24 protein-coding genes are annotated in these 22900 nt (G+C 70.5%); 6 read left to right on the top strand and 18 right to left on the bottom strand.

Going from position 1 to position 22900, the window contains the following annotated elements; all coding sequences use genetic code 11:
• Positions 1–8 precede the first annotated feature (8 nt).
• Genes WH85_RS34410 through WH85_RS34375 form a run of 8 tightly spaced genes read right to left on the bottom strand, consistent with a single transcriptional unit; the run spans position 9 to position 8169 of the window.
• On the bottom strand, positions 9–1280 hold the full coding sequence (locus tag WH85_RS34410) for a vWA domain-containing protein (RefSeq protein WP_245674216.1): 1272 nt from the start codon (positions 1278–1280) through the stop codon (positions 9–11).
• Positions 1267–2052 (bottom strand): SRPBCC domain-containing protein, encoded by a 786-nt coding sequence (locus WH85_RS34405; protein ID WP_045746274.1) that lies wholly within the window; start codon positions 2050–2052, stop codon positions 1267–1269. Before WH85_RS34405 ends, WH85_RS34410 begins: the two co-directional genes overlap by 14 nt.
• Positions 2049–2912, bottom strand: a complete 864-nt coding sequence (locus WH85_RS34400; RefSeq protein ID WP_045746273.1) for an AAA family ATPase — start codon at positions 2910–2912, stop codon at positions 2049–2051. Before WH85_RS34400 ends, WH85_RS34405 begins: the two co-directional genes overlap by 4 nt.
• Complete coding sequence (locus tag WH85_RS34395; RefSeq protein WP_045746272.1) at positions 2909–3487, bottom strand: nucleotidyltransferase family protein; 579 nt, start codon at positions 3485–3487, stop codon at positions 2909–2911. The genes WH85_RS34400 and WH85_RS34395 overlap by 4 nt, the downstream gene beginning before the upstream one ends.
• Positions 3488–3490: 3 nt before the next feature.
• Positions 3491–4399 (bottom strand): XdhC family protein, encoded by a 909-nt coding sequence (locus tag WH85_RS34390; protein WP_083449468.1) that lies wholly within the window; start codon positions 4397–4399, stop codon positions 3491–3493.
• A complete protein-coding gene (locus tag WH85_RS34385) occupies positions 4399–6771 on the bottom strand; it encodes an aerobic carbon-monoxide dehydrogenase large subunit (protein ID WP_045746271.1) in 2373 nt (790 codons plus the stop codon). The genes WH85_RS34390 and WH85_RS34385 overlap by 1 nt, the downstream gene beginning before the upstream one ends.
• Positions 6768–7244: a (2Fe-2S)-binding protein gene (locus WH85_RS34380; protein ID WP_045746270.1), complete on the bottom strand. Its 477-nt coding sequence runs from the start codon at positions 7242–7244 to the stop codon at positions 6768–6770. The genes WH85_RS34385 and WH85_RS34380 overlap by 4 nt, the downstream gene beginning before the upstream one ends.
• 4 nt (positions 7245–7248) lie before the next feature.
• Positions 7249–8169: an FAD binding domain-containing protein gene (locus WH85_RS34375; protein ID WP_281179114.1), complete on the bottom strand. Its 921-nt coding sequence runs from the start codon at positions 8167–8169 to the stop codon at positions 7249–7251.
• Positions 8170–8245: 76 nt separating this feature from the next.
• On the opposite strand from WH85_RS34375, the gene WH85_RS34370 reads away from it, so the two are divergent.
• Complete coding sequence (locus WH85_RS34370; RefSeq protein ID WP_045746268.1) at positions 8246–9298, top strand: XdhC family protein; 1053 nt, start codon at positions 8246–8248, stop codon at positions 9296–9298.
• Between the two features lies 1 nt (position 9299).
• On the opposite strand, the gene WH85_RS34365 is transcribed toward WH85_RS34370, so the two are convergent.
• Positions 9300–9596 carry a metal-sensitive transcriptional regulator gene (locus WH85_RS34365; RefSeq protein ID WP_045746267.1) on the bottom strand — a complete coding sequence of 99 codons (297 nt, stop codon included), beginning with the start codon at positions 9594–9596 and terminating at the stop codon, positions 9300–9302.
• A gap of 88 nt (positions 9597–9684) precedes the next feature.
• Here WH85_RS34365 and WH85_RS34360 point away from each other — a divergent pair, with 88 nt between their 5' ends.
• From WH85_RS34360 to WH85_RS34350, 3 genes are read left to right on the top strand one after another with little or no spacing between them, the layout of a single operon-like run.
• Positions 9685–9897, top strand: a complete 213-nt coding sequence (locus tag WH85_RS34360) for a heavy-metal-associated domain-containing protein (RefSeq protein WP_045746266.1) — start codon at positions 9685–9687, stop codon at positions 9895–9897.
• Positions 9894–10808 carry a hypothetical protein gene (locus tag WH85_RS34355; protein ID WP_045746265.1) on the top strand — a complete coding sequence of 305 codons (915 nt, stop codon included), beginning with the start codon at positions 9894–9896 and terminating at the stop codon, positions 10806–10808. Before WH85_RS34360 ends, WH85_RS34355 begins: the two co-directional genes overlap by 4 nt.
• A 10-nt stretch (positions 10809–10818) precedes the next feature.
• A complete protein-coding gene (locus WH85_RS34350; RefSeq protein ID WP_045746264.1) occupies positions 10819–13023 on the top strand; it encodes a heavy metal translocating P-type ATPase in 2205 nt (734 codons plus the stop codon).
• A 171-nt stretch (positions 13024–13194) separates the two neighbouring features.
• Here the strand turns inward: WH85_RS34350 and WH85_RS34345 are convergent, their stop codons facing one another.
• The 3 genes from WH85_RS34345 to WH85_RS50930 form a co-directional block, all read right to left on the bottom strand.
• Complete coding sequence (locus WH85_RS34345; protein ID WP_045746263.1) at positions 13195–13947, bottom strand: DUF2382 domain-containing protein; 753 nt, start codon at positions 13945–13947, stop codon at positions 13195–13197.
• A gap of 143 nt (positions 13948–14090) precedes the next feature.
• Positions 14091–15281: an elongation factor Tu gene (gene tuf / locus WH85_RS34340; protein WP_045746262.1), complete on the bottom strand. Its 1191-nt coding sequence runs from the start codon at positions 15279–15281 to the stop codon at positions 14091–14093.
• A gap of 255 nt (positions 15282–15536) precedes the next feature.
• Complete coding sequence (locus WH85_RS50930; protein ID WP_157411390.1) at positions 15537–15695, bottom strand: hypothetical protein; 159 nt, start codon at positions 15693–15695, stop codon at positions 15537–15539.
• Between WH85_RS50930 and WH85_RS34335 the strand changes: the two genes are divergently transcribed.
• The gene (locus WH85_RS34335) at positions 15694–16281 is read left to right on the top strand and encodes a 3'-5' exoribonuclease domain-containing protein (protein ID WP_045746261.1); all 588 of its coding nucleotides are present in this window, start codon (positions 15694–15696) and stop codon (positions 16279–16281) included. The two genes, WH85_RS50930 and WH85_RS34335, sit on opposite strands and share 2 nt — an antisense overlap.
• Here the strand turns inward: WH85_RS34335 and WH85_RS34330 are convergent.
• The 4 genes from WH85_RS34330 to WH85_RS34315 form a co-directional block, all read right to left on the bottom strand.
• A complete protein-coding gene (locus tag WH85_RS34330) occupies positions 16262–17428 on the bottom strand; it encodes a beta-1,3-glucanase family protein (RefSeq protein ID WP_045746260.1) in 1167 nt (388 codons plus the stop codon). The genes WH85_RS34335 and WH85_RS34330 overlap by 20 nt on opposite strands.
• Before the next feature lie 70 nt (positions 17429–17498).
• The gene (locus WH85_RS34325; RefSeq protein WP_045746259.1) at positions 17499–18071 is read right to left on the bottom strand and encodes a redoxin domain-containing protein; all 573 of its coding nucleotides are present in this window, start codon (positions 18069–18071) and stop codon (positions 17499–17501) included.
• A 335-nt stretch (positions 18072–18406) separates the two neighbouring features.
• Positions 18407–20617: a family 43 glycosylhydrolase gene (locus tag WH85_RS34320; RefSeq protein WP_045746258.1), complete on the bottom strand. Its 2211-nt coding sequence runs from the start codon at positions 20615–20617 to the stop codon at positions 18407–18409.
• A gap of 87 nt (positions 20618–20704) precedes the next feature.
• Positions 20705–21049, bottom strand: coding sequence for a nuclear transport factor 2 family protein (locus WH85_RS34315; protein ID WP_052721007.1), 345 nt, complete (start codon positions 21047–21049; stop codon positions 20705–20707).
• Between the two features lie 261 nt (positions 21050–21310).
• Between WH85_RS34315 and WH85_RS34310 the strand changes: the two genes are divergently transcribed.
• Complete coding sequence (locus WH85_RS34310) at positions 21311–21940, top strand: DUF4360 domain-containing protein (RefSeq protein WP_045746257.1); 630 nt, start codon at positions 21311–21313, stop codon at positions 21938–21940.
• Positions 21941–22013: 73 nt separating this feature from the next.
• Here the strand turns inward: WH85_RS34310 and WH85_RS50925 are convergent, their stop codons facing one another.
• Positions 22014–22187: a hypothetical protein gene (locus WH85_RS50925; protein WP_157411389.1), complete on the bottom strand. Its 174-nt coding sequence runs from the start codon at positions 22185–22187 to the stop codon at positions 22014–22016.
• Between the two features lie 49 nt (positions 22188–22236).
• A partial coding sequence (locus tag WH85_RS47655; RefSeq protein ID WP_211275536.1) for a hypothetical protein occupies positions 22237–22900 on the bottom strand: 664 nt, incomplete at its 5' end.

Genomic DNA, 22900 nt, shown 5'->3' with positions numbered 1-22900 from the left:
CGTGACCCTCAGGAACTGGGCACCACCCGGCCACGTGACCCTCTGGAGCTGAGATCCCGCAGGTGCCCGGCCAGGTCCAGCAGGTCTTGGAAGGTCGCGGCCGGCAGGAGCAGGTCGCAGAAGGGCAGGGCGGCGGCCATCGCGGCCACCCGCGGGGCGAAGCCGGGTGTTCCGGCGCGGGGATTCAACCAGATCACGGTGTACGCGCGCCGCCGCAACCGCCGCATCACCGCCGTCATGGCCTCCGGTGGCGCGCTGTCCCACCCGTCCGAGGCGATGATCACCACGCCGCCGCGGAGGGCGTTCCCGTGGTGGGAGTCGAGAACAGCCCCGAGGTTCGCGGCGATCCGTGTTCCGCCGAACCGGTCCCCCACCGCCGCGGACGCCTGCGCCACCGCCTCGGTCGCCGACACGTGCCGCAGTGCCGGGGTGAGCCGGGTCAGCGTCGTGGCGAACCCGAACGCCTCCGCGTCGGCGACCCTGGCGAACGCCCGCATGAGTTGCAGACAGGCGGCCGCCTGCGCGCTCATCGACGCGCTGAGGTCGCAGAGCAGCACGACCCGGCGGGGGCGGCGGACCGGACGCTCCCGGACCACGTCGACGGCTTCCCATCCGGTCCGGCGGGCGCGGGCGATGGTGGCGCGCAACGACACGCGCCGGCCGCGTGGGTCGACAGCGTGTTTTCGGGTACGCCGTCGCGGCCACCGGGTCAGCGCCTCGGCCAGCATCGCCCCGAGCGCCGCGGTCTGCGTCTCGTCGAGTTCCTCGAACGGTCGTTCCGCCAGGGCTGCCAGTTCGCTGGGGCGCAGGTCGGGGACGGCGAGGCCGGAGTCGGCACCGGTGTCGTCGGCGGCCACCGGCGGGGGCAGTGTGGCCCAGGGCAGGCCGCCTCCGTCGATGGTGTCGTCGCCGCCCGCCGGGACCGGGACGTGCACCGTGTCGTCGCGGCGGTTCGGCGGGGCGGCCGGGCGGGTCAGCGGCAACGGTGGGGTGTCGTCGAAGACGGCCGCGAAGACCCGGTCGAAGACGGCCAGGTCGGCGTGGCGGCGGGCCAGCGTGACCCGCGCCGTCCAGTACAGCGTCGTGCGGGAGTCCGGCGGGCCGGCGTCCAGCGCCCGGATCAGGTCGCCGGTCTCGGACAGGCCGGCGGGGAGTCCCGCGCGGCGGAGCCGGGCCGCGAACGCGACGGCGAACGCGGCCCGGTCGACGCCCCGGAGCATCAAAGGCGCGGACGGTGCCAGAGCCTTGCCGCCTCCGGGTGCGGGGTCAGCGACGGGCAACGAACCAGACGACCGCGGCGACGACCACAGCCGCGCCGGCGATCACCGGGAGGGCCCGCTTGTAGACGGACGAGCCGGCCACGTCGAGCAGGTCGATCGGCGCGGGCTCGTCCCGGACGGTGAAGGTGGTCCGGGGGGCGGCCTGCGGAATGTCGGCGGCTTTCTGGACGTCGCCGTCGGTGGCGTTGAGCGGGGCGATCGGATCGGGGGTGCCCGCCGCGGTCGCGACCCGCCCGGCGGCTTCGTCGACCTCTCCCGCGGAGGGGTCCGGCACGGACGAAACCGGCGCAGGCGAAACCGGCGCAGGCGAAACCGGCTCAGCCGTGTCGGACGCCAGCTTCGCCTCGAGGTTGGCGACGAACTGCGTCAGCAGCTTCCCCGACACCTCCTTGATCATGCCGCTGCCGAACTGGGCCAGCTTCCCGCTGATCTTCAGGTCGGTGTCGACGCTGACCTTGGTGCTGTCCGGGCCCTCCGCCGTCAGCCACGCCGTCACGACCGCCGCCGCGTTGCCCGCCGACCGCGCGTCCCGCCCCTTGGCGTCGATCACCGCCCGGTACTCCGCGTCGTCCTTGGCGGTGAACTGCGCCGTCCCGGCGAAGTCCGAGATCACCGGCCCGACCTTGACCTTCACCTTGCCCTTGTACACCTCGCCCTCCACCCCGGTGAGCTGTGCTCCCGGCATGCACGGCGCGATGCCCTCCAGGTCGGTCAGGACCTCCCAGGCCTTGTCGATCGGGGTGTGCACGACGAACTCGTTGGTGATCTTCATGGTCGGGTCTCCCGGTGTACGGCCTCGGCGACCAGGATCCGGTCGTCGGGGGTCTTGGCGATGGTCCCGATGGTGCGCAGGACGTCCTCGTGGGCGAGCGTGGTGGCCCCGAGCGCGGCGAGCGCCGACACCCAGTCGATGGTCTCGGCGAGTCCGGGCGCCTTGTCCAGGTCGAGCCGGCGGACCTTGCCGATGAACACGGTGACGTCCTGGATCAGTGGTTCGCCCGCGCCGGGGACGGCCCGCCGGACGATCGCCGCGGCCCGGTCCGGCGCGGGGAACTCGATCCAGTGGTACAGGCACCGGCGGCGCAGGGCGTCGTGCAGGTCGCGGCTGCGGTTGGAGGTGAGCACCACGACCGGCGGCCGGGTCGCGGCGAACGTGCCCAGTTCCGGGACGGTGATCGCGGCTTCGCCGAGGAATTCGAAGAGCAGCGCCTCGAACTCGTCGTCGGCCCGGTCGATCTCGTCGATGAGCAGCACCGGCGGGGTCGGGCCGTCGTGCCGTACCGCACGCAGGATCGGCCGTTCCTGCAGGAAGTCGGCGGTGAACAGGTCGGCGTCGCCGACGGTCGCCCCGCGGGCCTCGGCCAGCCGGATGTGCAGCAGCTGCCGCTGGTAGTTCCACTCGTACAGGGCTTCCCCGGCGGTCAGGCCCTCGTAGCACTGCAGCCGGATGAACGGGGTGTCCAGCGCGCGGGCCAGGGCTTTCGCGGCCGCGGTCTTGCCGACGCCCGGTTCGCCCTCGAGCAGCAGCGGTTTGCCCAGGCGCAACGCCAGGAACAACGCCATCGCCAGGCCGTCGTCGACGAGGTAGTCGACGGCGTCGAGCCGGCCGGCGACGTCGGCGGGATCCTTCACTGTGCCTCGCCCGCCAGCAGACGCTCGTAGTCGTCGCGGGTGTCCACGTCGATCGGCACCGTCCCGCCCGCGTCCACCTCGGTCACCGGATAGCGGCCGGAGTGCAGCAGTTTCCAGACCGCCTTGTCGCCGTGCAGGCGGGACAGGTCGCCGAACACCTCACGGCGGAACAGGAACGGGTGGCCGAGCCCGTCGGCGTACCGGAGGACCCCCAGCGGCGTGTCCGTCTCGGCGAGACGGCGGACGTCGCTGGGACGGACGCCGGGCTGGTCGCCGAGCAGGAGCACCAGCCGGTCGGCGACGTCACTCAGGTGCGGCACCACGGAACTGATCGACGATCCGCAGCCGGAGGCGAAGTCGGCGTTCTCGATCACGCGTACCCCGGAGAGATCCACCCGGGCCCGCACGGCCTCGGCCGAACCGCCCAGGGTTACCAGGATCTCGTCGAAGCCGCAGGTTCGGGCCATGCCCAGGGTGGCGTCCAGGAGCGTGCGCCCGCGGAACGGCAGAAGCTGTTTCGCCTCGCCGAGACGCCGTGATCCCCCGGCGGCGAGCACCAGTCCGGTCACTCCCATGGATCAGGCCGCCGTGAACTTCGTCCGGCAGCCGGGGCAACAGAACCAGTGCTGTTCGCCGCCGACCGTCGCGTGTGGCGTGTCCGGGCCGATCACCACGGTCATCCCGCAGACCGGGTCGACCGCGGTCTCGGCCCTGCCCAGCGGCACGATGGTCAGGGCCATCGCCTCGGCGTGGGTGCCTCCGCTGCGGGCTGTGGACGCCGGGGCGGCGAGGCCACCGACCCGGATCTCCCGGACGACCTCGGCCAGGACGGACAGGGCGATCTCCTTGGGGGTACGGGCACCGATGTCGATCCCGGGATGCGGCCGGATCCGCGCCCGCTCGCCGTGGTCGAGGTTCATCGCGTCCAGCATCGCCTGGGCGCGCCGGTGGCTGGCGACCAGCGCGATGTATCCGGCGCCGGCGTCCAGTGCCGCCCGGATCGCCGGTTCCTCCTCCCTGCCCAGTCCGGCGACCACGACCGCGGTCACCCCGGAGTACTCCCCGGGCGGGGCGACCTCGAAGTCCAGGTATCCGGCGAGCTCGGCGACCGCCGTACCCATCGGGGTGTGTCCGACGACCGCGACCAGGGGCCGGGGAAGGACCGGCTGCAGGAAGATCTCGATCGCTCCGCCGGAATGGCAGGGGTTGACCACGACGAGGGCGCCCGGCGTATCCGGGAAGGTCTCGGCGTCCTCGGGCAGGACCCGCAGCAGGACCGAGTCGCCGTCGCGCAGCGTGTCCAGTGCGGCGGCCCGCACGGAGGTCTCCGCGCAGACCCCGCCGACGAAGCCCTCGATGGACCCGTCGGCGAGGATCACCGCGTCGTCGCCGGCCCGGGCGGAGGTGGGTTGCTGGGCCCGGACCACGGTGGCGTGCACGAACGGCCGGCGGGCCGCCGTCAACTGGGATACGCGTTCGGTGAGCATCAGATCGGCGGGGTGGCCCGGCCGCGCATCGCGTCCCAGACCCGGGACGGGGTGAGCGGCATGTCCGCGTGCCGGACCCCGAACGGTTTGAGCGCGTCGACGACGGCGTTGACGATCGCCGGCGGCGAGCCGACGGTGGCGGACTCCCCCACGCCCTTCGCGCCGATCGGGTGGTGCGGCGACGGGGTGACGGTGTAGCCGGTCTCCCAGTCGGGCACCTCGAGCGCGGTCGGGATCAGGTAGTCCATCAGGGAGGCGCCCAGGCAGTTGCCGTCCTCGTCGAAGGAGATCATCTCCATCAGTGCCATGCCGACGCCGTCGGTGAGGCCGCCGTGCACCTGCCCCTCGATGATCATCGGGTTGATCCGGGTGCCGCAGTCGTCGACCGCGATGAACCGGCGCACCTTCACCTCGGCGGTGCCCGGGTCGATGTCGACCACGCAGATGTACGCCCCGTGCGGGTACGTCAGGTTCGACGGGTTGTAGCAGATCTGCGCCTCGAGCGCGCCCTCCATGCCGTCCGGCAGGTCGCCCGCGCCGTGCGCGCGCATCGCGATGTCCTGGATCGTCACGGACTTGCCCGGGTCGCCCTTGACCTGGAAGCCGCCCTTGACCCAGTCCAGGTCGGCGACCGACACCTCGAGCATCGCCGAGGCGATCAGCTGCGCCTTGTCGCGGACCTTGCGGGCCACCAGCGCGGCGGCCGCCCCGGAGACCGGCGTCGACCGGCTGCCGTACGTGCCGAGCCCGAACGGCGTGTTGTCGGTGTCGCCGTGCACCACGTCGATGTCGTCCGGCGGGATGCCCAGTTCCTCGGCGATGATCTGCGCGAAGGTCGTCTCGTGGCCCTGGCCCTGGGTCTTCACCGAGAGTCGCACCACGGCCTTGCCGGTCGGGTGGACCCGCAGTTCGCAGCCGTCGGCCATGCCCAGTCCGAGGATGTCCATGTTCTTGCGGGGGCCGGCGCCGACCGCCTCGGTGAAGAACGAGATGCCGATGCCCATCAGCTCGCCGCGGGCCCGCTTGAGCTCCTGCTCCTTGCGCAGCTCCTGGTAGCCGGCCATCTCCATGGCCAGCCGCATGGTCGGCTCGTAGTCGCCGGAGTCGTACACCCAGCCGGTCTTGGTGGTGTACGGGAACTGCTCCGGCTGGATGAAGTTCTTCAGCCGCAGCTCGGCCGGGTCCATCGCCAGCTCGTGGGCGAGACAGTCGACGATCCGCTCGACCAGGTAGACCGCCTCGGTGATCCGGAACGAGCAGGCGTACGCGACCCCGCCCGGCGCCTTGTTGGTGTAGACCGCGGTCATCTTGCAGTGCGCGGCCTCGATGTCGTAACTGCCGGTGAACACCCCGAAGAAGCCGGCCGGGTATTTCACCGGGGCTGCCGTGCCGTTGAACGCGCCGTGGTCGGCGAGCACGTTCGTACGGATGGCCAGGATCCTGCCCTCGCGGGTCGCGGCGATCTCCGCCCGCATGATGTAGTCGCGGGCGAAACCGGTGCTGATCAGGTTCTCCGACCGGTCCTCCATCCACTTCACCGGTTTGCCGGTGACGATGGAGCCGACGATGCTCAACACGTACCCGGGATAGATCGGCACCTTGTTGCCGAAGCCGCCGCCGATGTCCGGCGCGATCACCTGGATCTTGTGTTCCGGCAGGCCGGCCACGATCGCGTAGAGGGTGCGGTGCGCGTGCGGGGCCTGGGTCGTCGACCAGAGCTTCAGCCGGCCCTCGACCGGGTCGAAGTCGGCGACCGAACCGCAGGTCTCCATCGGCGCCGGGTGCACCCGGGGATAGACGATGTCCTCCTTGACGATCACGTCGGCGCGCTCGAAGACCCGGTTCGTCTCGGCCTCGTCGCCGGTCTCCCAGTCGAAGACGTGGTTGTCCGTCTTGTCGGTGAGGTCGTCGCGGATGAGCGGGGCGTCCGGTGCGAGCGCCTTGCGCACGTCGATCACCGGGTCGAGCACGTCGTACTCGACGTCGATCAGCTCCAGGGCGTCCCGGGCCTGGTAGCGGTCCTCGGCGACGACGAACGCCACCTCCTGGCCCTGGAAGCGCACCTTGTCGGTGGCGAGCACGGCCTGCACGTCGTTGGAGAGTGTCGGCATCCAGGCCAGGCCCAGACCTTTGAGGGTCTCGCCGGTGACGACCGCCTTGACCCCGGGCGAGGCCTCGGCGGCACTGGTGTCGATACTGACGATCTTCGCGTGGGCGAACGGCGAGCGCAGGATCGCCAGGTGCAGCATGCCGGGCAGCTGCACGTCGTCGGTGAACTTCCCGCGCCCGCGCAGCAGACGGGGGTCCTCCTTGCGCAGCATCCGGCCGTAGCCGATCGGTTTGAGGTCGTTGTTCTCGAAAACCGCAGTCACTTCGTCACCGCCTGGTTCTCCTGAGAAGCCGCCCATTTCACCGACCGGACAATGGATGCGTAGCCCGTACACCGGCAGATCTGCCCCGAGATCGCCTCGCGGATCTCCGCCTCGGACGGGTCCGGGTTCTTGTCGAGCAGCGCCCGGCAGGTCATCAGCATCCCCGGCGTGCAGAACCCGCACTGCAGGCCGTGGCACTGCCGGAAACCCTCCTGGATCGGGTCCAGCTCGGCGCCGTTCGCGAGGCCCTCGACGGTGCGCACCTCGCGCCCGCCGGCCATCGCCGCGAGCACGGTGCACGACTTCACCGGCTCGCCGTCCATCCACACCACGCAGGTGCCGCAGTTGCTGGTGTCGCAGCCCCAGTGCGTACCGGTCAGGCTCAGCACGTCGCGCAGGAAGTGCACGAGCAGCAGCCGGCCCTCGATCTCCCGGGTGTACTCGTCCCCGTTGACGGTCATGGTGACCTGCATCAGCTCAGCTCCTCGCCCGTTCCACGGCCGTGCGCAGGGTGCGCCGGGTCAGCTCGTCCGCCAGGTGCCGCTTGTAGTCGGCGCTCCCGCGGCTGTCGGTCGACGGGTCGCAGCTGCGGGCCGCGATCGCGCCGGCCAGCTCGTACATGTCCTCGCCGGGCTCGTGGCCGCGCAGCGCCGCGGAGATCTCCGGGATGCCGGTGGTGTTGGGCCCGACCGCGGCCAGCCCGACGCGCGCGTCGACGATCCTGCCGTCCTCGAGGACGACCGCGGAGCCGGCCGAGACGACGGCCCAGTCACCGGCCCGCCGCTCGACTTTGGCGTAGGCGCTCCCGGTCCGGCCCGCTTTGAGAGGAATCCGCACCTCGGTGAGCATCTCGTTCTCCGCCACCGCCGTCTCGTACGGCCCGACGTGGAACTCCTCCATCGACACCACCCGCTCGGCGCCGCCCGGACCGCGGATCACACAGCTCGCGTCCAGCGTCGTGCACACCGCGGACAGGTCCTCGGACGGATCCGCCTGGCACAGCGAACCGCCCAGCGTGCCCCGGTTGCGCACGATCGGGTCGGCGATCACCCGCTCGGCGTCCCGGAAGATCGGCAGGACGGTGGCCAGGCCGTCCGACTCCAGCAGCTCCCGGTGCCGGGTCATCGCCCCGATCCGCACCTCACCCGCGCCGAGCCGGATGTAGCCCAGTTCGCCGTGCAGATCGTTGATGTCGATCAGATACTCGAAGTTCGCCAGCCGCAGCTTCATCATCGGCAGCAGGCTGTGCCCGCCGGCCACCAGACGGGCCGTGCCTCCCAGCCGTTCCAGCAGACCGATGGCGTGATCCACACTCGTGGCACGTTCGTATTCGAACGGAGCCGGCACCTGCACCCTGCACCTCCCGCGAAGTCGCGCCGACCCTCCCGCCGCGGGCATCCAATGTCAACAGTGACCTAAGCGTTCGCTTAACCGGTCGTTGACTCCGCCGCGAAGATCACGGATCGTGCGGGGAATGCGCGACATCGCCCCCGGCCTCCTCGCCTGGCGCGCCGCCGGAACCGCGTTCGCGGTGGCCACGGTGGTGCACACCTGGCGTTCCGCACCCCGCCGGCCGGGTGCCGCGATGGCCGTCAACGAGCACGGCGAGGTGCTCGGCAGCGTCTCCGGAGGGTGTGTCGAGGGGGCCGTCTACGCCGCCGCCCAAGAGGTCATCCAAACCCGCAAGGCGCAGACACAGGTGTACGGGGTGAGCGACGGCGATGCCCTGGAGGCCGGGCTGACCTGCGGCGGGACCATCGAGATCACGGTCCAGCCGGACACCGCCATGCCCGGTCTCGACGCGTGGCTGTCCGATCTCGCCGAGGGCCGCCCGGTGGCCGTCGCGTCGGTCCCCGGCGCCCACCTGGTGATCCGCCCGGACGGCGACGTGACCGGCACGCTCGGTGACGCCGAGCTGGATCGTTCGGCCGCTCAGCAGGCCGCCGGAATGCTCGCCCAGGGGCGTACCGGCATGGTCCAGTCCTGTGGTCGTGAGGTGTTCGTGCAGTCCTGGGCCACTCCACCCCGCATGATCGTGTTCGGGGCGATCGACTTCGCCGCCGCGGTGGCCCGGATCGGCACGTTCCTCGGTTACCACGTGACGGTCTGCGACGCCCGTGCCGTGTTCGCCACCCCGGCCCGTTTCCCGGAGGCCGACGAGGTCGTCGTCGAGTGGCCGCACCGTTATCTCGAACGGACCGTGGTCGACGAGCGCACGGTGCTGTGCGTGCTCACCCACGACCCGAAGTTCGACGTGCCGCTGCTGCAGGTCGCGTTGCATACCCCCGCCCGGTACATCGGGGCGATGGGCAGCCGGCGCACCTGCGAGGACCGTCTCGCCCGGCTCCGGGAACTCGGCGTCACCGAGGAGGCGCTGTCCCGCCTGCGCGCCCCGATCGGGCTGGACCTGGGCGCGCGCACTCCCGAGGAGACCGCCGTGGCCATCGCCGCCGAGATCGTCGCGTCGACCTGGGGCGGCTCCGGAACTCCCCTGCGGGACCTGTCCGACCCGATCCACGCGTCGTAGCTCAGCCGCGTTTCATCAGGCGGCCGACGGCGGCCATCAGCTCGGAGGCCATCTCGTCGGCCCGGCCCTCCTGCGCGCCCTCGTGCATGCAGTGCCGGGCGTGCCCGTCGAGCAGCCCCAGTGCGACCTTGTCGAGGGCGGCCTGGATCGCCGAGATCTGGGTGAGGATGTCGATGCAGTAGCGGTCGTCCTCGACCATGCGGTCGATGCCCCGGACCTGCCCCTCGATCCGGCGCAGCCGCGACTGCAGGTTGTCCTTGCTGGCCGTGTATCCGCGGGTCGGCGCCGGGTTGGTCATGGGTGTCATCCTACCGTGAGCCGACGTTGATACCCCTACCCGGTATGTGTAACGTGGGAGACGAACCACCGACGAAGAGGAGTCCGCCATGCAGACCACCACCTATTCAGTCCTCGGCATGACCTGCGGGCACTGTGCCGGATCGGTGACCACCGAGATCAGCGGCATCCCCGGCGTCACCGGCGTCGACGTCGACCTGCCCACCGGCGCCGTCACCGTCACCTCGCAGGACGTCCTCGACCTCGAGACCGTGCGGGCGGCCGTCGACGAGGCCGGATACGAGCTGGGCAGCGCCTCGTGAACACACCGGTCCGGCTGACCGCGTACGCGATCGGGCTGGTCATGGTCTTCGGTGCGGCAGCCGGCGCGGGCCGGGTGGTCGGGCCTTCCACTGATCCTGCCCCGGTGTCGCATGGTCACGCCCCTACCGAAAGTCCCGTTCCGGCTCTTCCTGGCGGCCTTCAGGCCGCTCTTCCCGGCGGCCTTCAGGTCGTCGAGGACGGCTACCGTCTCGAGCCGTTGACCACCCGCCTGGGCCTCGATGCGGCTCAGCCGTTCCGCTTCCGGATCCTCGGACCCGACGGCGCGCCGGTCACCGCCTACACCCCGAACCACGAGAAGGACCTGCACCTCATCGTGGTCCGCCGTGACCTCACCGGCTTCCAGCACGTGCACCCCGCCCTCGACGGCGACGGCACCTGGAGTGTCCCGCTCGCCGTGACCGATCCGGGTCAGTACCGGGTGTTCGCCGACTTCCAGCCCAGCGGCCACGAGGCGCTCACCCTCGGCGTGGACGTGCCGGCCCCGGGCGACTACCAACCGGTTCCGCTCCCGGCGCCGGCCCGCACCGCCGAGGTCGACGGCTACACCGTGACGCTCACCGGCGACCTGGTCGCCGGAACCTCCTCCCCGCTCACCCTGACGGTGAGCCGCGACGGGCAGCCGGTCACCGACCTGCAGCCCTACCTGGGAGCGCTCGGACATCTGGTCGTGCTCCGGGACGGCGATCTCGCGTACCTCCACGTGCACCCGTCCGACGGCCCGGCCGTCACCTTCTCCGCCGAGGTCCCGTCCGCCGGGGTCTACCGTCTCTACCTGGACTTCCAGCACGGCGACAAGGTGCACACGGCCGCATTCACGGCGACCACCTCCGGCGTCGCCCCGCCCGCGGATCCCACGGGCCACGACGCCGACGGCCACACCCACGAATAGGAGGCAAGCGATGGCCCTGCAATTCGCCCCCCAGCGGATCGAACTGGCGATCGGCGGGATGACCTGCGCCTCCTGCGCGTCCCGGATCGAGAAGAAGCTCAACCGGATGGACGGCGTGACCGCGTCGGTCAACTACGCCACCGAGAAGGCCACCGTCACGGTCGACGGGGCGATCACCGCCGCCGACCTGATCGCGACGGTGGAGAAGACCGGCTACACCGCCGCGCTCCCCGTCGCCGACACGCCCGAGCCGCCGGAACGATCCGACCCGTTGCTCACCCGGCTGCTCGTCACGATCGCGCTGACCGTACCCGTGATCGCTCTCGCCATGGTCCCGTCCTGGCAGTTCACCTACTGGCAGTGGGCGTCCCTGGTGCTGGCCGCGCCGGTCGTCGTCTACGGCGGGTGGCCCTTCCACCGGGCCGCCGCGATCAACCTGCGGCACGGCGCCGCGACCATGGACACCCTCATCTCGCTGGGCACGATCGCCGCGTTCGGCTGGTCCCTGTGGGCGCTGTTCCTCGGCACGGCCGGCGAACCCGGCATGACCCACGCGTTCCGCCTCACCATCGAACGCGGTGACGGCACCGGCAACATCTACCTGGAGACCGCCGCCGGCGTGACGATGTTCCTGCTGACCGGGCGCTGGTTCGAGGCCCGTTCCAAGCGGCGGGCCGGTGACGCGCTGCGCGCCCTGCTCGAACTGGGCGCCAAGGACGTGGCGGTGCTCAGCAACGGCACCGAGGTCCGGATCCCGGTCGAACAGCTCGCGGTCGGCGACCGGTTCGTGGTCCGCCCCGGCGAGAAGATCGCCACCGACGGCGTCGTCGACGAGGGTTCCTCGGCGATCGACCGATCACTACTCACCGGCGAGAGCGTGCCGGTGGAGGTCGGCCCCGGCGGCGACGTCACCGGCGGCACCGTCAACGCCGGCGGCCGGCTGATCGTCCGGGCCACCCGGATCGGCGCCGACACCCAGCTGTCGCAGATGGCCCGCCTCGTCGAGGACGCCCAGGCCGGCAAGGCCGAGGTGCAGCGGCTCGCCGACCGGATCTCCGGCGTCTTCGTCCCGATCGTGATCGCCCTGGCCGTGGCCACCCAGGGCTGGTGGTTCGGCGCCGGTGCCGGCTGGACGACGGCGTTCACCGCGGCGGTCGCCGTCCTGATCATCGCCTGCCCGTGCGCCCTGGGCCTGGCCACCCCGACCGCCCTGCTGGTCGGTACCGGCCGGGGCGCCCAGCTCGGCATCCTGATCAAGGGCCCGGAGGCGCTGGAATCGACCCGGCGCATCGACACGATCGTCCTTGACAAGACCGGCACGGTCACCACCGGCACGATGTCGCTCGCCGCCGTCGTCCCCGCCCCGGGCGTCTCCCGTGACGAACTGGTCACCCTGGTCGCCTCGGTCGAAGCCGGCTCGGAACATCCCATCGCCGTCGCGCTCTCTGATGCCGACAAGTCCCCGGTGACCGATTTCCAGAACATCGAAGGCCTCGGGGTACGCGGAAGAGTCGGCGACCGGGCCGTCCTCGTGGGACGGATCGCCCTGCTGCGGCGCGAAGACCTCGCCATCCCGGCCGAGGTCGAGAAGGCCGTAGCCGACGCCGAAGCGGCCGGTCAGACGGCGGTCGTCGCCGGCTGGGACGGCGCGGCCCGGGGTGTGCTGGCCGTCGCCGACACGGTCAAACCGTCCAGCCGTGACGCCGTCACCGGCCTCAAACGCCTCGGCCTGCACCCGGTACTACTGACCGGCGACAACGAGACGGTCGCCCGCGCGGTCGCCGCCGACGTGGGCATCGACGACGTGATCGCCGAGGTGCTGCCGGCCGACAAGGTGGCCGTCGTCCGGCGCCTCCAGTCCGAGGGCAGGGTCGTGGCGATGGCCGGCGACGGCGTGAACGACGCGGCCGCCCTCGCCCAGGCCGACCTGGGCCTGGCCATGGGCACCGGCACCGACGTGGCCATCGAGGCGTCCGACCTGACACTGGTCCGCGGCGACCTGACCGCCGCGGTGGACGCGATCCGCCTCTCCCGCAGCACCCTACGAGTGATCAAGGGCAACCTGTTCTGGGCGTTCGCGTACAACGTGGCCGCCCTGCCCCTGGCCGCCGCGGGCCTGCTCAACCCGATGATCGCGGGCGCGGCGATGGCCTTCAGCTCGGTCTTCGTGGTCGCCAACAGCCTGCGCCTGCGCCGCTTCCGGCCGGTCACCTGACCGGCACACCGTCCGGCGAGTCCAGCCAGTACCGGTGCTCGCCGGCCCGCGTCGCCGGCCCGTGTGACCGGGCCGTGCCGGCGACACCGAACTGATCGTCGTCGACGTCCCGGACCTGCGCTGACGTGGGTCGCCCCCGGCTGTGACGGCCGGGGGCGGTCGGGTCGGGGGTCAGTCGACGGCGTGCCGGCCCCGGCGGTCGCCGGGGATGTCGGCCTCGATGTGTTCCTTGCGGATCTCGCCGTCGACGGTGCGTTCGTCGGTGACGGTCTCGGTGCCGAGGCGGACCCTCTCGACCGGCACGGTCTCCCGGTCGACGACCGGGCGTTCGGCGTGCAGGGTCACCTCGTGTTCGCTCTCGGAGAGTTCCGGTCCGGAGTACGCCCGGTCCCGGTTGGCCGCGGTGATCGGCTCACGTTCGAGCCGCACCTCCTCCCGGGCCACCGGCACCCGGACCTGCTGCTGTTCGGTGGTCACGTATTTGCGCAGCCGGGCCCGGCCGACCGCCTCCCGTTCGGTGCCGACCTCCAGCCGTTCCTCGGAACGGGTCATGGCGTCGTCGGCGCGGTTGACGTGATCCCAGTCGTGGTCGGTACGCCCGGCGGTGCCACTGTTGAGTCCGTAGTGCGCGTACAGGCGCTCCACCTCGTCTTCCTCCAGTGGCTCGTCGTGGTCGGCGTCGACGTTCGGAGCGTCCTTGACCTGGCGTTTCTCGTAGGGCACCGTCACCCGCCCGGCCCGCAGGTCCGCGCCCCGCAGGGGGAAGAGCGACTCGCCCAGTCCGAACAGTCCGGTGCGGACGCTCGCCCAGGTCGGCGTGCCGGTGGCGTCGCCCCAGACCGCGCCGATCTCACCGATCCGATCGCCGTCCCGGTCGTAGACGTCGCTTCCGTAGAGGGCTCCCACCTGCTCGTTCGTGATCATGAGGGTCTCCTTTCGTCGGATGCCACTCCGATACCCCGCCGGATTTGTGCCTATGCGAAGGGAGATTCACCATTTCGATACTCATGAACAGGGTTTGTCGATCACTGAGGGGCCTGACGCGTCACGCCAGGCCCCTCAGGTGATCAGTCCAGGACCGCGGTCACCGTCCCGGCGGCCACCGTCCGGTTGCCCTCCCGGACCGCGAAGCCGAGACCGGCCTCCAGGGCGATCTCCTTCCCCAGGGTCACCGTGACCTCCTCCAGGGTGTCCCCCGGCATGACCAGGTCACGGTCGCCGAGGTCCATGCCACCGGACACGTCGGTGGTGTGGAAGTAGAACTGCGGCCGGTAGTCCGCCGCGAACGGGGTGTGCCGTCCGCCCTCCTCCTTCGTCAACGCGTACATCCGGGCCCGGAAGACCCGGTGCGGGCGCACCGAACCCGGCGCCGCGAGCACCTGGCCACGCTGCACCTGCTCACGCTTGACCCCGCGCAGCAGCACGGCGGCGTTGTCCCCCGCCTGCGCCGACTCGAGGACCCGGCCGAACGTCTCCAGACCGGTGGCCACACTGGCGATCGTCGGCCCGAGACCGACCACCTCCACGGCCTCACCGGCACGCAACTCGCCGCGCTCCACCTTGCCGGTGACCACGGTCCCCCGCCCGCTGATCGACAACACGTTCTCGATCGGCATCAGGAACGGCTCCGCCAACTCCCGCGGCGGAACCGGCACATAGTCGTCGACCGCATCGAGCAACGCCACGATCGAACCCACCCAGCGCGGGTCACCCTCGATCGCCTTCAGCGCGGACACCCGCACCACCGGCACCTCGTCGCCCGGGAACCCGTACTCGCTCAGCAGCTCACGAACCTCCAACTCGACCAGGTCGAGCAGCTCCGGGTCGTCCACCATGTCGCTCTTGTTCAAGGCGACGACCAGATGGGGTACGCCGACCCGCTGCGCCAACAGGACGTGCTCCCGTGTCTGCGGCATCGACCCGTCCTGCGCCGACACGACGAGGATCGCCCCGTCCACCTGCGCCGCCCCAGTGATCATGTTCTTCACGTAGTCGGCGTGGCCGGGCATGTCGACGTGCGCGTAGTGCCGCGCCGCCGTCTCGTACTCCACGTGCGCGATGGTGATGGTGATGCCGCGGGCCGCCTCCTCCGGCGCCCGGTCGATCCCCTCGAACGCGACATACCGGTTGGAGGCCGGGTCCCGGTCGGCGAGGACCTTGGTGATCGCGGCGGTCAGGGTCGTCTTCCCGTGGTCGACGTGCCCCATCGTGCCGATGTTGACGTGCGGCTTGTTGCGTACGAACTGGCTCTTGGCCATTATTGATCACCCTCACTGGATGCGAGGCATGGACGGAACGCGTCCCGCTGCCAGACGGGACGCGCCAGAACCGCGCACGGAGCAGCCACCCTTCCCCTGGGTTCTGCTGCTGGCGGGGAAGGGTCAGACTCGGGTATCAGCGCCGTTGCGCAGGCTGAGCACGCACACGGGAGCCACCACTGAGGGCAGCTGCAGACCGTGTACGAGAGACATGCCGAGGACAGTAGCTCGCCGGACGGCCGACCTGCCACCGGTTTACGGCGGGACCGCGCTGTGCGCGTACCCCGAGAAGAGCGCAGGAGAAACGCCCTGCTCCCCGGCGATGTCGCGGCGATCCACCGTGGCCTCCTCCACCGACGCGGTCGGCCGATAGCGGCGTGGGGACGAACCGGTGCCCCTTAGGATTCGCGGCATGGGGCGACCGGAGATCTACGTGAGCACCGACGTCGAGACCGACGGCCCGATTCCCGGGCCGCACTCGATGCTGAGTTTCGGGTCCGCCGCGTTCACCGCCGACGGCAGGCTCGCCGCCACCTTCTCGGCGAACCTGCAGACGCTGCCGGACGCGGCTGGGCACCCGGACACGATGGCCTGGTGGGAGACCCAGCCGGAGGCGTGGGCGGCCTGCCGCGCGGACACCGAGCACCCGGAATCGGTGATGGTCCGCTATCGCTCGTGGTTGGAGGAGCTTCCGGGCAGGCCGGTCTTCGTCGGCTATCCGGCGGCCTTCGACTTCATGTTCGTGTACTGGTATCTGATCCGGTTCGCGGGTTCGAGTCCGTTCGCGCATTCGGCACTCGATCTCAAGACGTACGCGATGGCGCTTCTCGGCACCGATTACCGGGCGACCGTGAAAAGGGCCATGCCGCGCCGGTGGTTCGGCGCGGCACGGCACACTCATGTGGCGCTTGACGACGCGATCGAGCAGGGCGAACTGTTCTGCGCGATGCTCGCCGAAAGAGCCGGGGAAACCAATCGGCTCAGAGCGGGCTCAGCGTGATTCCGGCGGCGCGCGGGTCGTTGCTGGAGACCAGCGATTCGAATCCGCCGACGTCGTCGAACGCGAAGGCGTAGGCGCGGCCGTCCACGTGGTTCTGGTGGGCGAGCTTGGCGTACTGGTTGGTGGGTGTGGCGGTGTAGAACTGGGCGGCGTTCGTGCTCGGCTGGGTGTCGATGGTCCCGAGCGTCGTGCGGTTGAGCGCCGCGCAGAGGGTCCGTGCGATCGGCCCGACCACCAGGTCGTTGGGGGCGAACAGGTTGCCGTCGCAGTTCCACACGTTGGCGACCGACGGCTTGGTGAAGCTGGCGACGGTGGCGCCGGACGTGTTCGTGAACGTCATGACGCTGCCGCTGGTGCGCCCGAAGTATTTGACGGCGGGCTGGTCGGCGAACGGCACCACGGTCAGGGTCTTGCTCGCGTACGCGTTCCAGGCGCTGGTGATGTACGGCTCGAAGAACGTCCCGCTGATGCCGGCTTTGCCGGGGGCGAGGACGCGCAGCACCAGGCCGTCCGAGGATCGGGTGTAGACCGAGCCCGCGAAGTCGGGCTGCGCCTTGATGCCGTTGATGATGTTGTTCCGGCCGCCGGAGACCGGGGTGCCGGTGCTGGTGGTGACGCCGTTGGCGCCGGTCACCTGGACCTTGTGCAGGATGCTCACCATGTCGACCTGGGAGCTGTTGAGCCACAGCCCGGCGTCGTTGTAGGTGAATTCGCTCCAGTCGAAGAGCGTGTCCCGGTTGGTGTCGCCGGCGGCCCAGGGTGCCGGTTGCACGAGGGCGCCGCCGGTGACCAGGTAGAAGTCGATCTTCTTGCCGACGGAGAAGTAGATCCGTCCGGAGATGCCGCGCGGTACCTGGATGGTCTTGCTCTGGCCGTTGGCCGGGCCGGCGATGGACACGTCGGGTGCCGCCGACGGGGGCACCGAGCCGCCGGTCCAGGCGGTGAACGTGCCGGCGGCGTTGACGTAGCCGAGGCGGCCGGTGCTCAGGTTGGTGCCGAGGACGTACAGGTAGACGGCTTCGGATCGTCCGGTGGTGTTGGTGAGGGTCACCGGGAGCAGGGCCGGGCCGACGGCTTGGGCGGGGGTGGGTGCGACCAGCAGGCCGCTCAGCAGGGTGAGCAGGAGAAGGGCGGCTTTTTTGAACATGGGGAACGACTCCCTTCAGGAGCGCGCGGGGAGAGCGCTCTCAAAGAGTCGTATGGATTGTTAACTAATGTCAACTCATCGATGCCACCGTCTGCACGATCTCGGCGGCGGGCACCGGATCGGACCAGTTGGCCCGGATGTCCGCGAACCGCACCACACCCGCCCGGTCGGCCACCACGACCGAGGCGAACGGCAGCACCGAACGGCGGGTGCCGAGCACGCGGTCGGCCCCGGGGCTGCTGAAACCGATGTTGAGCGCGTCGATCAGCACGTGCCGCGGGTCGGAGGCGACGAAGAAGTCGAGCTCCTCGCGGTGCTTGACGGCGGCGAGCCGGGCCGGCGCCTGCGGGCTGACCGCGACCAGGTGCGCGTCGAGACGGGTCAGTTCGGGCAGCAGGCTCTTCCGGTACGCGCGCAGCGCGGCCTCGCAGTCGGCGGACCCGGCGAACCGGACGAACATCAGCACCACCGGCCCGGTGTCGAGCAGCCGGTCGAGGTGGATCGGCCCGAGGTCCGCCTCGAGCAACGGCAGGTCCGGCAGCCGGTCCCCGACGGCCACCATCCGCTGCCATACGGCGTTGCGGTCGAGAAGCTGTTGGAACGCCTCATCATCGACACGTCGCAGATCGTGCACGGTCGTCATCCCGGTCTCCCGTCGTCAGGGGTGTCCACATAATACCCACTAGACTTATAGGAATTCTAGAGTACGGCACTGTGTCGAGGAGAGCTTACGGCGAACTCGCCGTAACCTTCGAATCTCCGTCGGATCAGTGACCGGGATCGCTATCGCAAGATCTTTCGCTTACCGGCACAGGGAGTGCGCGAAACGGCACGTCACCGCGACCGCCACGATGATCTTTCCTTTTCGGATCGGCGCCGTTCACTCCGTGTTCGATCGCGGCCCGCCAGATCGTGGGAAAATCACGCCGCCGATGAGACCGAACTCACGACGGACATCCGGCGGGCCCGCGACGGCGGTCACATCTGGTGACTGCGAACGTAATCGAACGTTCCGGTGGCCCCGGTGGCATTCATCGAAATCAACCCGATGCGGTAGTCACCGGTGTGCGGCAGCGTCCACACCCCGGCCCACGTCCACGTCACCCCGTCGACGCTGGAGGCCGCCCGCACCTCGTCCTCGCCGTGCACCGCGTCGAAGGTGTAGCGCAGCCGCAACCACGTCGTCGCCCGCGCCGGACCGGCGAACATCGGCGCGTTCGCCACCGCGACCGGCGGGCTGTAGGTGGGCCGTTCGCCCTCCTTGCCGAACTCGGTCTGGTGCAAGACCTCGTTCGACCCGCTCAGCGGCAGGACCGAATGGACGAGTTTGAAATAGCGATCGTCGTTCTGATAGAGCAGCAGACCGGCCTGCTGGTTGCCCCGCGTACCGTCGAAGGTCAGTTTCGTCTCGACGGTGAAATCGCCGGTGGGAGCGGGCCGGGTCAGCACCGGCGCGGTGTTGTCGCCCAGATACAACTCGCCCGCCCGCGTCGGCCAGACCAGGGCGCCACCGCGCACCGTCGCGGTGGCGGCGTCGCCGCGCACCCACTGCCACGCCGGGTCGGCGGTGCCGTCGAATTCGTCGGAATAGCCGGGCAGAAGGGCCCCGATCTCCGGATCCGGAACGCGGCGGGTGACCGGTTCCGCGAGCGGGGCGGCGCTGATGTTGTCCGCCGCGGCGCCCTTCCCACGGGCGGCGGCACCGATACGCCCATCGGTCAGCGCTGTGGTGACGGTGACCGTGGCGACCGCATCCCGCAGACGGTCCGCGGAGACCTCGACGGTCAGGGTCCGGCCGCGCCGTTCCGCCGCGACCGTGTGCCAGTTCCGGTGCGAGAAACCATCAGGCAGATCAACCTCTTTCCGGGTACGCCGTCCGTGAGCCGCCGTTTCCACCACGAGGCGATCGGCGCTCTCGTCCAGCCACGCGGTCACGTTGTCGGCGCTGTCCCGGTAGGCGATCACCAGCCCGGCCCCGTCCCGCAGGTCGGCCTCGACCCGGACGTCCCCGGAGACCGTCCGGCGGCTCAACGACGTCCCGGGACCCTCCGCCACCAGCGCGCCGTCCACCACCGGCCACGCACCCGGCCCGCCGGAGACGCTCACCACCGGCGCGGTGACCGGCGCGGCCTGCGGCGAGTTCGACGGCCCGGCCCCGGCGCGGACCACCGGCCAGCCGTCGATCCAGTCCAGCCGGTCGATCATCAGGGGCCGCTTGGTGAGTCGCAGCGTGGCCCCGTTCGCGCCGGTGACCGGCGGGAAGTCCGGGTCGGCCGAGGAGATAGCGTGGTAGACCAGCCAGTCCTGGCCGGCCAGGTCGGTGGCGACGGAGTTGTGACCCGGCCCGATCCAGCGGTCGCCGTTCGCGGTCAGGACGATGCCGTCCTTGCTGGTCAGGTCCATCAGGTCGACACCGGTCGGGGTGACGAACGGGCCGAGCGGGCTGGTGGACCGGCCCACCTTCACGGTGTATCCGCTGAACGCACCGTCGCAGCAGCCCGCATCCGAGAAGAACAGGTAGTAGAAGCCGTACCGGTGCACCACGAACGACCCCTCGGCCCGGCGTCCCCGCCCGACCTGGACGATCTCGCCGACCCGCGCGGTGGCGGACGCGTTCATCCGCTGCACGCAGATCGTGTCGTAGCTGCCCCAGTAGAGGTAGTGGGTGCCGTCGGTGTCGGTGAACAGCGCCTGGTCGATGTTGCCGGTCGGGCAGCCGCTGCCGGCCGACGGCACGATCAGCCCGTGGTCGGTCCACGGCCCGAGCGGCGTCGGCCCGGTGAGCAGGGCGACACCGCCGACCGAGAGCGAGTACGTCAGGTGGTACGACCCGTCGATGTACCGGATGTCCGGGGCCCACGCCCGGGTGCCGGCCGGCCACCAGGACGGTTTCGCGTCCAGGGCGTAGACGTCACCACGGTGGGTCCAGTGAACCAGGTCGGCGGAGGACAGGACCGGCAGGATGTGCTCGCCGGTCTCGCCCGCGCTCTGGTGGATGGGGTTGGTGGTGCCGTACGCGTACCAGAGACCGTCCTTGGCCTTGATCACCGCCGGATCGGGGAACGTGTCGACGGTCCCGGCACTGACCGGATTGGTGTAGGTCGTGGCCGTCGGCGCGGCGCGCGCGGGCACCGGGATCAAGCCCGTCACGATCAGCAGCGCCACGGCCAGAAGGGGTCGAACTCTCATGTCGCACTCCTGATGACGGCCGTTTTGTCATCAGGACCGTAGGGTTGACCGAATTCTTCCGGCAACGCCCCGGCATTTTTCCGGCTTTTAAAGAGGTCTCGAAACATCCCAGTGTTCGACGATGAGGCCGGCCTCGAAGCGCCAGATGTCGACGACCACCTCGGCCGGCCCGGTCTGCGGGGTCAGTTGGTAATGGGCGACCACGAACTCGGCGTCGGCGATCACGTGCAGCAGTTCGAGTTCGGCGGTGGCGATCGGCGACGCCTTGATGAACTCGATCCAGGCGTCCCGTCCGGGAGGCGCGCCCGGGGTGTGCGAGACGAAGTCCTCCCGGACGATCTCCACGAGGACGCTGGTGTCACCGGCCGCGAACCGGCCGAAGGCATCCAGGAACTTCGCCTTGTTCTCCTCCGCGACATCGAAATCAGTCATGCCCTCCACCGTCGCATCGGCGGGCCCGCATGTCGACCGGCGCCCCTGCCTACCATTGATCGAACCGACCCGTCCGGCATTTCCGGAATATCTGCCCGGACGGCCGTTCGCGATGCGCCCGGACGGTCATAAACCGCCCCGGACCACCACCGGGAGGCGTTGCGCTCGCGCTATCCGCTGCGCCGCCCGACCGGCGAAACGTACGTTTTCCAGCGGCGCGATTCACGGCGCATTTCCCACGACCGAATCCGGAGGCAGAAGATGCTGACCACGATCACCGCCGGGGCACTACTCGCCGCGACGCTGGGAGCACCGGTCCCAGGCGGGCCGTCCGACCCACCACCCACCGGCGAAATGACCATCGCGGTGGTGGCGGCGAACGGCTCGGGCTGCCCCAAAGGCACCGCCGAGGTGACGGTGTCCCCGGACAACAAGGCGTTCACCGTGACCTACAGCCAGTTCACCGCCCAGGTGGGGCCCGGCGCCAAACCCACCGACTTCCGCAAGAACTGTCAGATGGCCCTCGACGTCAAGGTCCCGTCAGGTTTCACCTACGCGATCGCCGGCGCCGACTACCGCGGTTTCGCACGCCTGGAGGCCGGCGCGACCGGTTCCGAGACGGCGTTCTACTACTTCCAGGGCGAACCGCACACCACCGTCAGCAAATACGATTTCAAGGGCTGGATGGAGGAGTCCTGGCAGCGCAGCGACCGGGTCGCCATCACCTCGACGTCCTATCTGCCGTGCGGCGAGAAGCGCTATCTCAACGTGAACACCGAGTTGCGCGTCAACCAGAACAACTCGTCGAAGAACGCGGTCAGTTTCCTGACCATGGACTCCTCGGACGGCAGCCTGGAGACGGTCTACCACGTCACCTGGCTGAAGTGCTGACGGTTCCGGCTCCGGACGGCCTCCGCCCTCGGGTGGGGGCCGTCCGCGTCCTCAGGTGGGTCCGTCCGCGGCCTCAGGCCGCCCGTGGGCGTGTCTCGGCGCCCGTCTGCGCGTCGTCCGCCAGGGCGGGCACCCGCTCGGTGGTCAGGACCTGATGCGGCCCGTCGCACAGCACCCGATAGCCGTGCCGGGAGCTGAACTGCTCCGCAAGCCGCCGGATGTCCACGGGCTCGGTCACATCGGTCACGACGCCGACATCGGCCGCAGCCGTCGCGACCTGAGCCTTTCGTGACCTTCTAGGCGTCGCGCCGCGCCAGGCTCACCGTCGCGGCCAGCAGCGCCAGCACCGTCCCGGCGATCATCGCGGCGGCGCCCCGGCCCGGTTCGAGCAGGGCGGTGCCCGGGCTCCACGCCCCGGCGGCGGGCAGGCGGGCGATCAGAATCGGAAACCCGATGTGGTACGCGGTGAGCAGCGCGCCCACCGCCGCCACCGGATTGCGCAGCAGCGCGCCCACGCCGGCCGCCGTGAGTGTCGTGGCGGTCAGGTACAGCCACGCACCCGGCCGGCCGTCACCGGTCGCGGCGAGCAGCGCCACCGGCACTGTCACCACCGCGAGCGCCGCCGACCGGGCCGCCGGCAGCACCGTTCGGCGCGGCATCGCCAGCAGGGTCGCATCGATCTGCCGGCCGCCCTGATGCTCGTGAGCGCCGGCCAGCGCCCCCAGGACCAGGAACCCGGCCTGGGTGTGCACCAGCACCGGCCCCGGCACGTCGGCGGTGGTCAGCAACAGGGTGGCGGCGACGGTGAGCAGGGCGGTCAGGCGCAGCGACGGCAGGGTGCTCAGTTTGATCACCTCGGCGCGGGTCCAGCGGGCGATCATGTCTTCCCCGCGGCTTTCATGCGTCGCGTTCTCAGGCGTCGCGCCCTCAGGCGTCGCGTTCTCATGCGCCCCGCCCTCA

This window comes from Actinoplanes rectilineatus (assembly GCF_000962825.1).
Taxonomy (GTDB): domain Bacteria; phylum Actinomycetota; class Actinomycetes; order Mycobacteriales; family Micromonosporaceae; genus Actinoplanes; species Actinoplanes rectilineatus.
This window is presented reverse-complemented; position numbering and strand designations above follow the sequence as displayed.

What these genes read in the sequence shown, in the direction of transcription:
- WH85_RS50930 (WP_157411390.1), bottom strand. Translation starts at nt 15,695, where the DNA reads ATGCCGCGAATCCTAAGGGGCACCGGTTCGTCCCCACGCCGCTATCGG.
- WH85_RS34335 (WP_045746261.1), top strand. Translation starts at nt 15,694, where the DNA reads ATGGGGCGACCGGAGATCTACGTGAGCACCGACGTCGAGACCGACGGC.
- WH85_RS34350 (WP_045746264.1), top strand. Translation starts at nt 10,819, where the DNA reads ATGGCCCTGCAATTCGCCCCCCAGCGGATCGAACTGGCGATCGGCGGG.
- WH85_RS34370 (WP_045746268.1), top strand. Translation starts at nt 8,246, where the DNA reads ATGCGCGACATCGCCCCCGGCCTCCTCGCCTGGCGCGCCGCCGGAACC.
- WH85_RS34375 (WP_281179114.1), bottom strand. Translation starts at nt 8,169, where the DNA reads ATGCCCGCGGCGGGAGGGTCGGCGCGACTTCGCGGGAGGTGCAGGGTG.
- WH85_RS34390 (WP_083449468.1), bottom strand. Translation starts at nt 4,399, where the DNA reads ATGCTCACCGAACGCGTATCCCAGTTGACGGCGGCCCGCCGGCCGTTC.
- WH85_RS34365 (WP_045746267.1), bottom strand. Translation starts at nt 9,596, where the DNA reads ATGACCAACCCGGCGCCGACCCGCGGATACACGGCCAGCAAGGACAAC.
- WH85_RS34310 (WP_045746257.1), top strand. Translation starts at nt 21,311, where the DNA reads ATGCTGACCACGATCACCGCCGGGGCACTACTCGCCGCGACGCTGGGA.
- tuf (WP_045746262.1), bottom strand. Translation starts at nt 15,281, where the DNA reads ATGGCCAAGAGCCAGTTCGTACGCAACAAGCCGCACGTCAACATCGGC.
- WH85_RS34325 (WP_045746259.1), bottom strand. Translation starts at nt 18,071, where the DNA reads ATGACGACCGTGCACGATCTGCGACGTGTCGATGATGAGGCGTTCCAA.
- WH85_RS34380 (WP_045746270.1), bottom strand. Translation starts at nt 7,244, where the DNA reads ATGCAGGTCACCATGACCGTCAACGGGGACGAGTACACCCGGGAGATC.
- WH85_RS34405 (WP_045746274.1), bottom strand. Translation starts at nt 2,052, where the DNA reads ATGAAGATCACCAACGAGTTCGTCGTGCACACCCCGATCGACAAGGCC.
- WH85_RS34315 (WP_052721007.1), bottom strand. Translation starts at nt 21,049, where the DNA reads ATGACTGATTTCGATGTCGCGGAGGAGAACAAGGCGAAGTTCCTGGAT.
- WH85_RS34330 (WP_045746260.1), bottom strand. Translation starts at nt 17,428, where the DNA reads ATGTTCAAAAAAGCCGCCCTTCTCCTGCTCACCCTGCTGAGCGGCCTG.
- WH85_RS34395 (WP_045746272.1), bottom strand. Translation starts at nt 3,487, where the DNA reads ATGGGAGTGACCGGACTGGTGCTCGCCGCCGGGGGATCACGGCGTCTC.
- WH85_RS34360 (WP_045746266.1), top strand. Translation starts at nt 9,685, where the DNA reads ATGCAGACCACCACCTATTCAGTCCTCGGCATGACCTGCGGGCACTGT.
- WH85_RS34320 (WP_045746258.1), bottom strand. Translation starts at nt 20,617, where the DNA reads ATGAGAGTTCGACCCCTTCTGGCCGTGGCGCTGCTGATCGTGACGGGC.
- WH85_RS34345 (WP_045746263.1), bottom strand. Translation starts at nt 13,947, where the DNA reads ATGATCACGAACGAGCAGGTGGGAGCCCTCTACGGAAGCGACGTCTAC.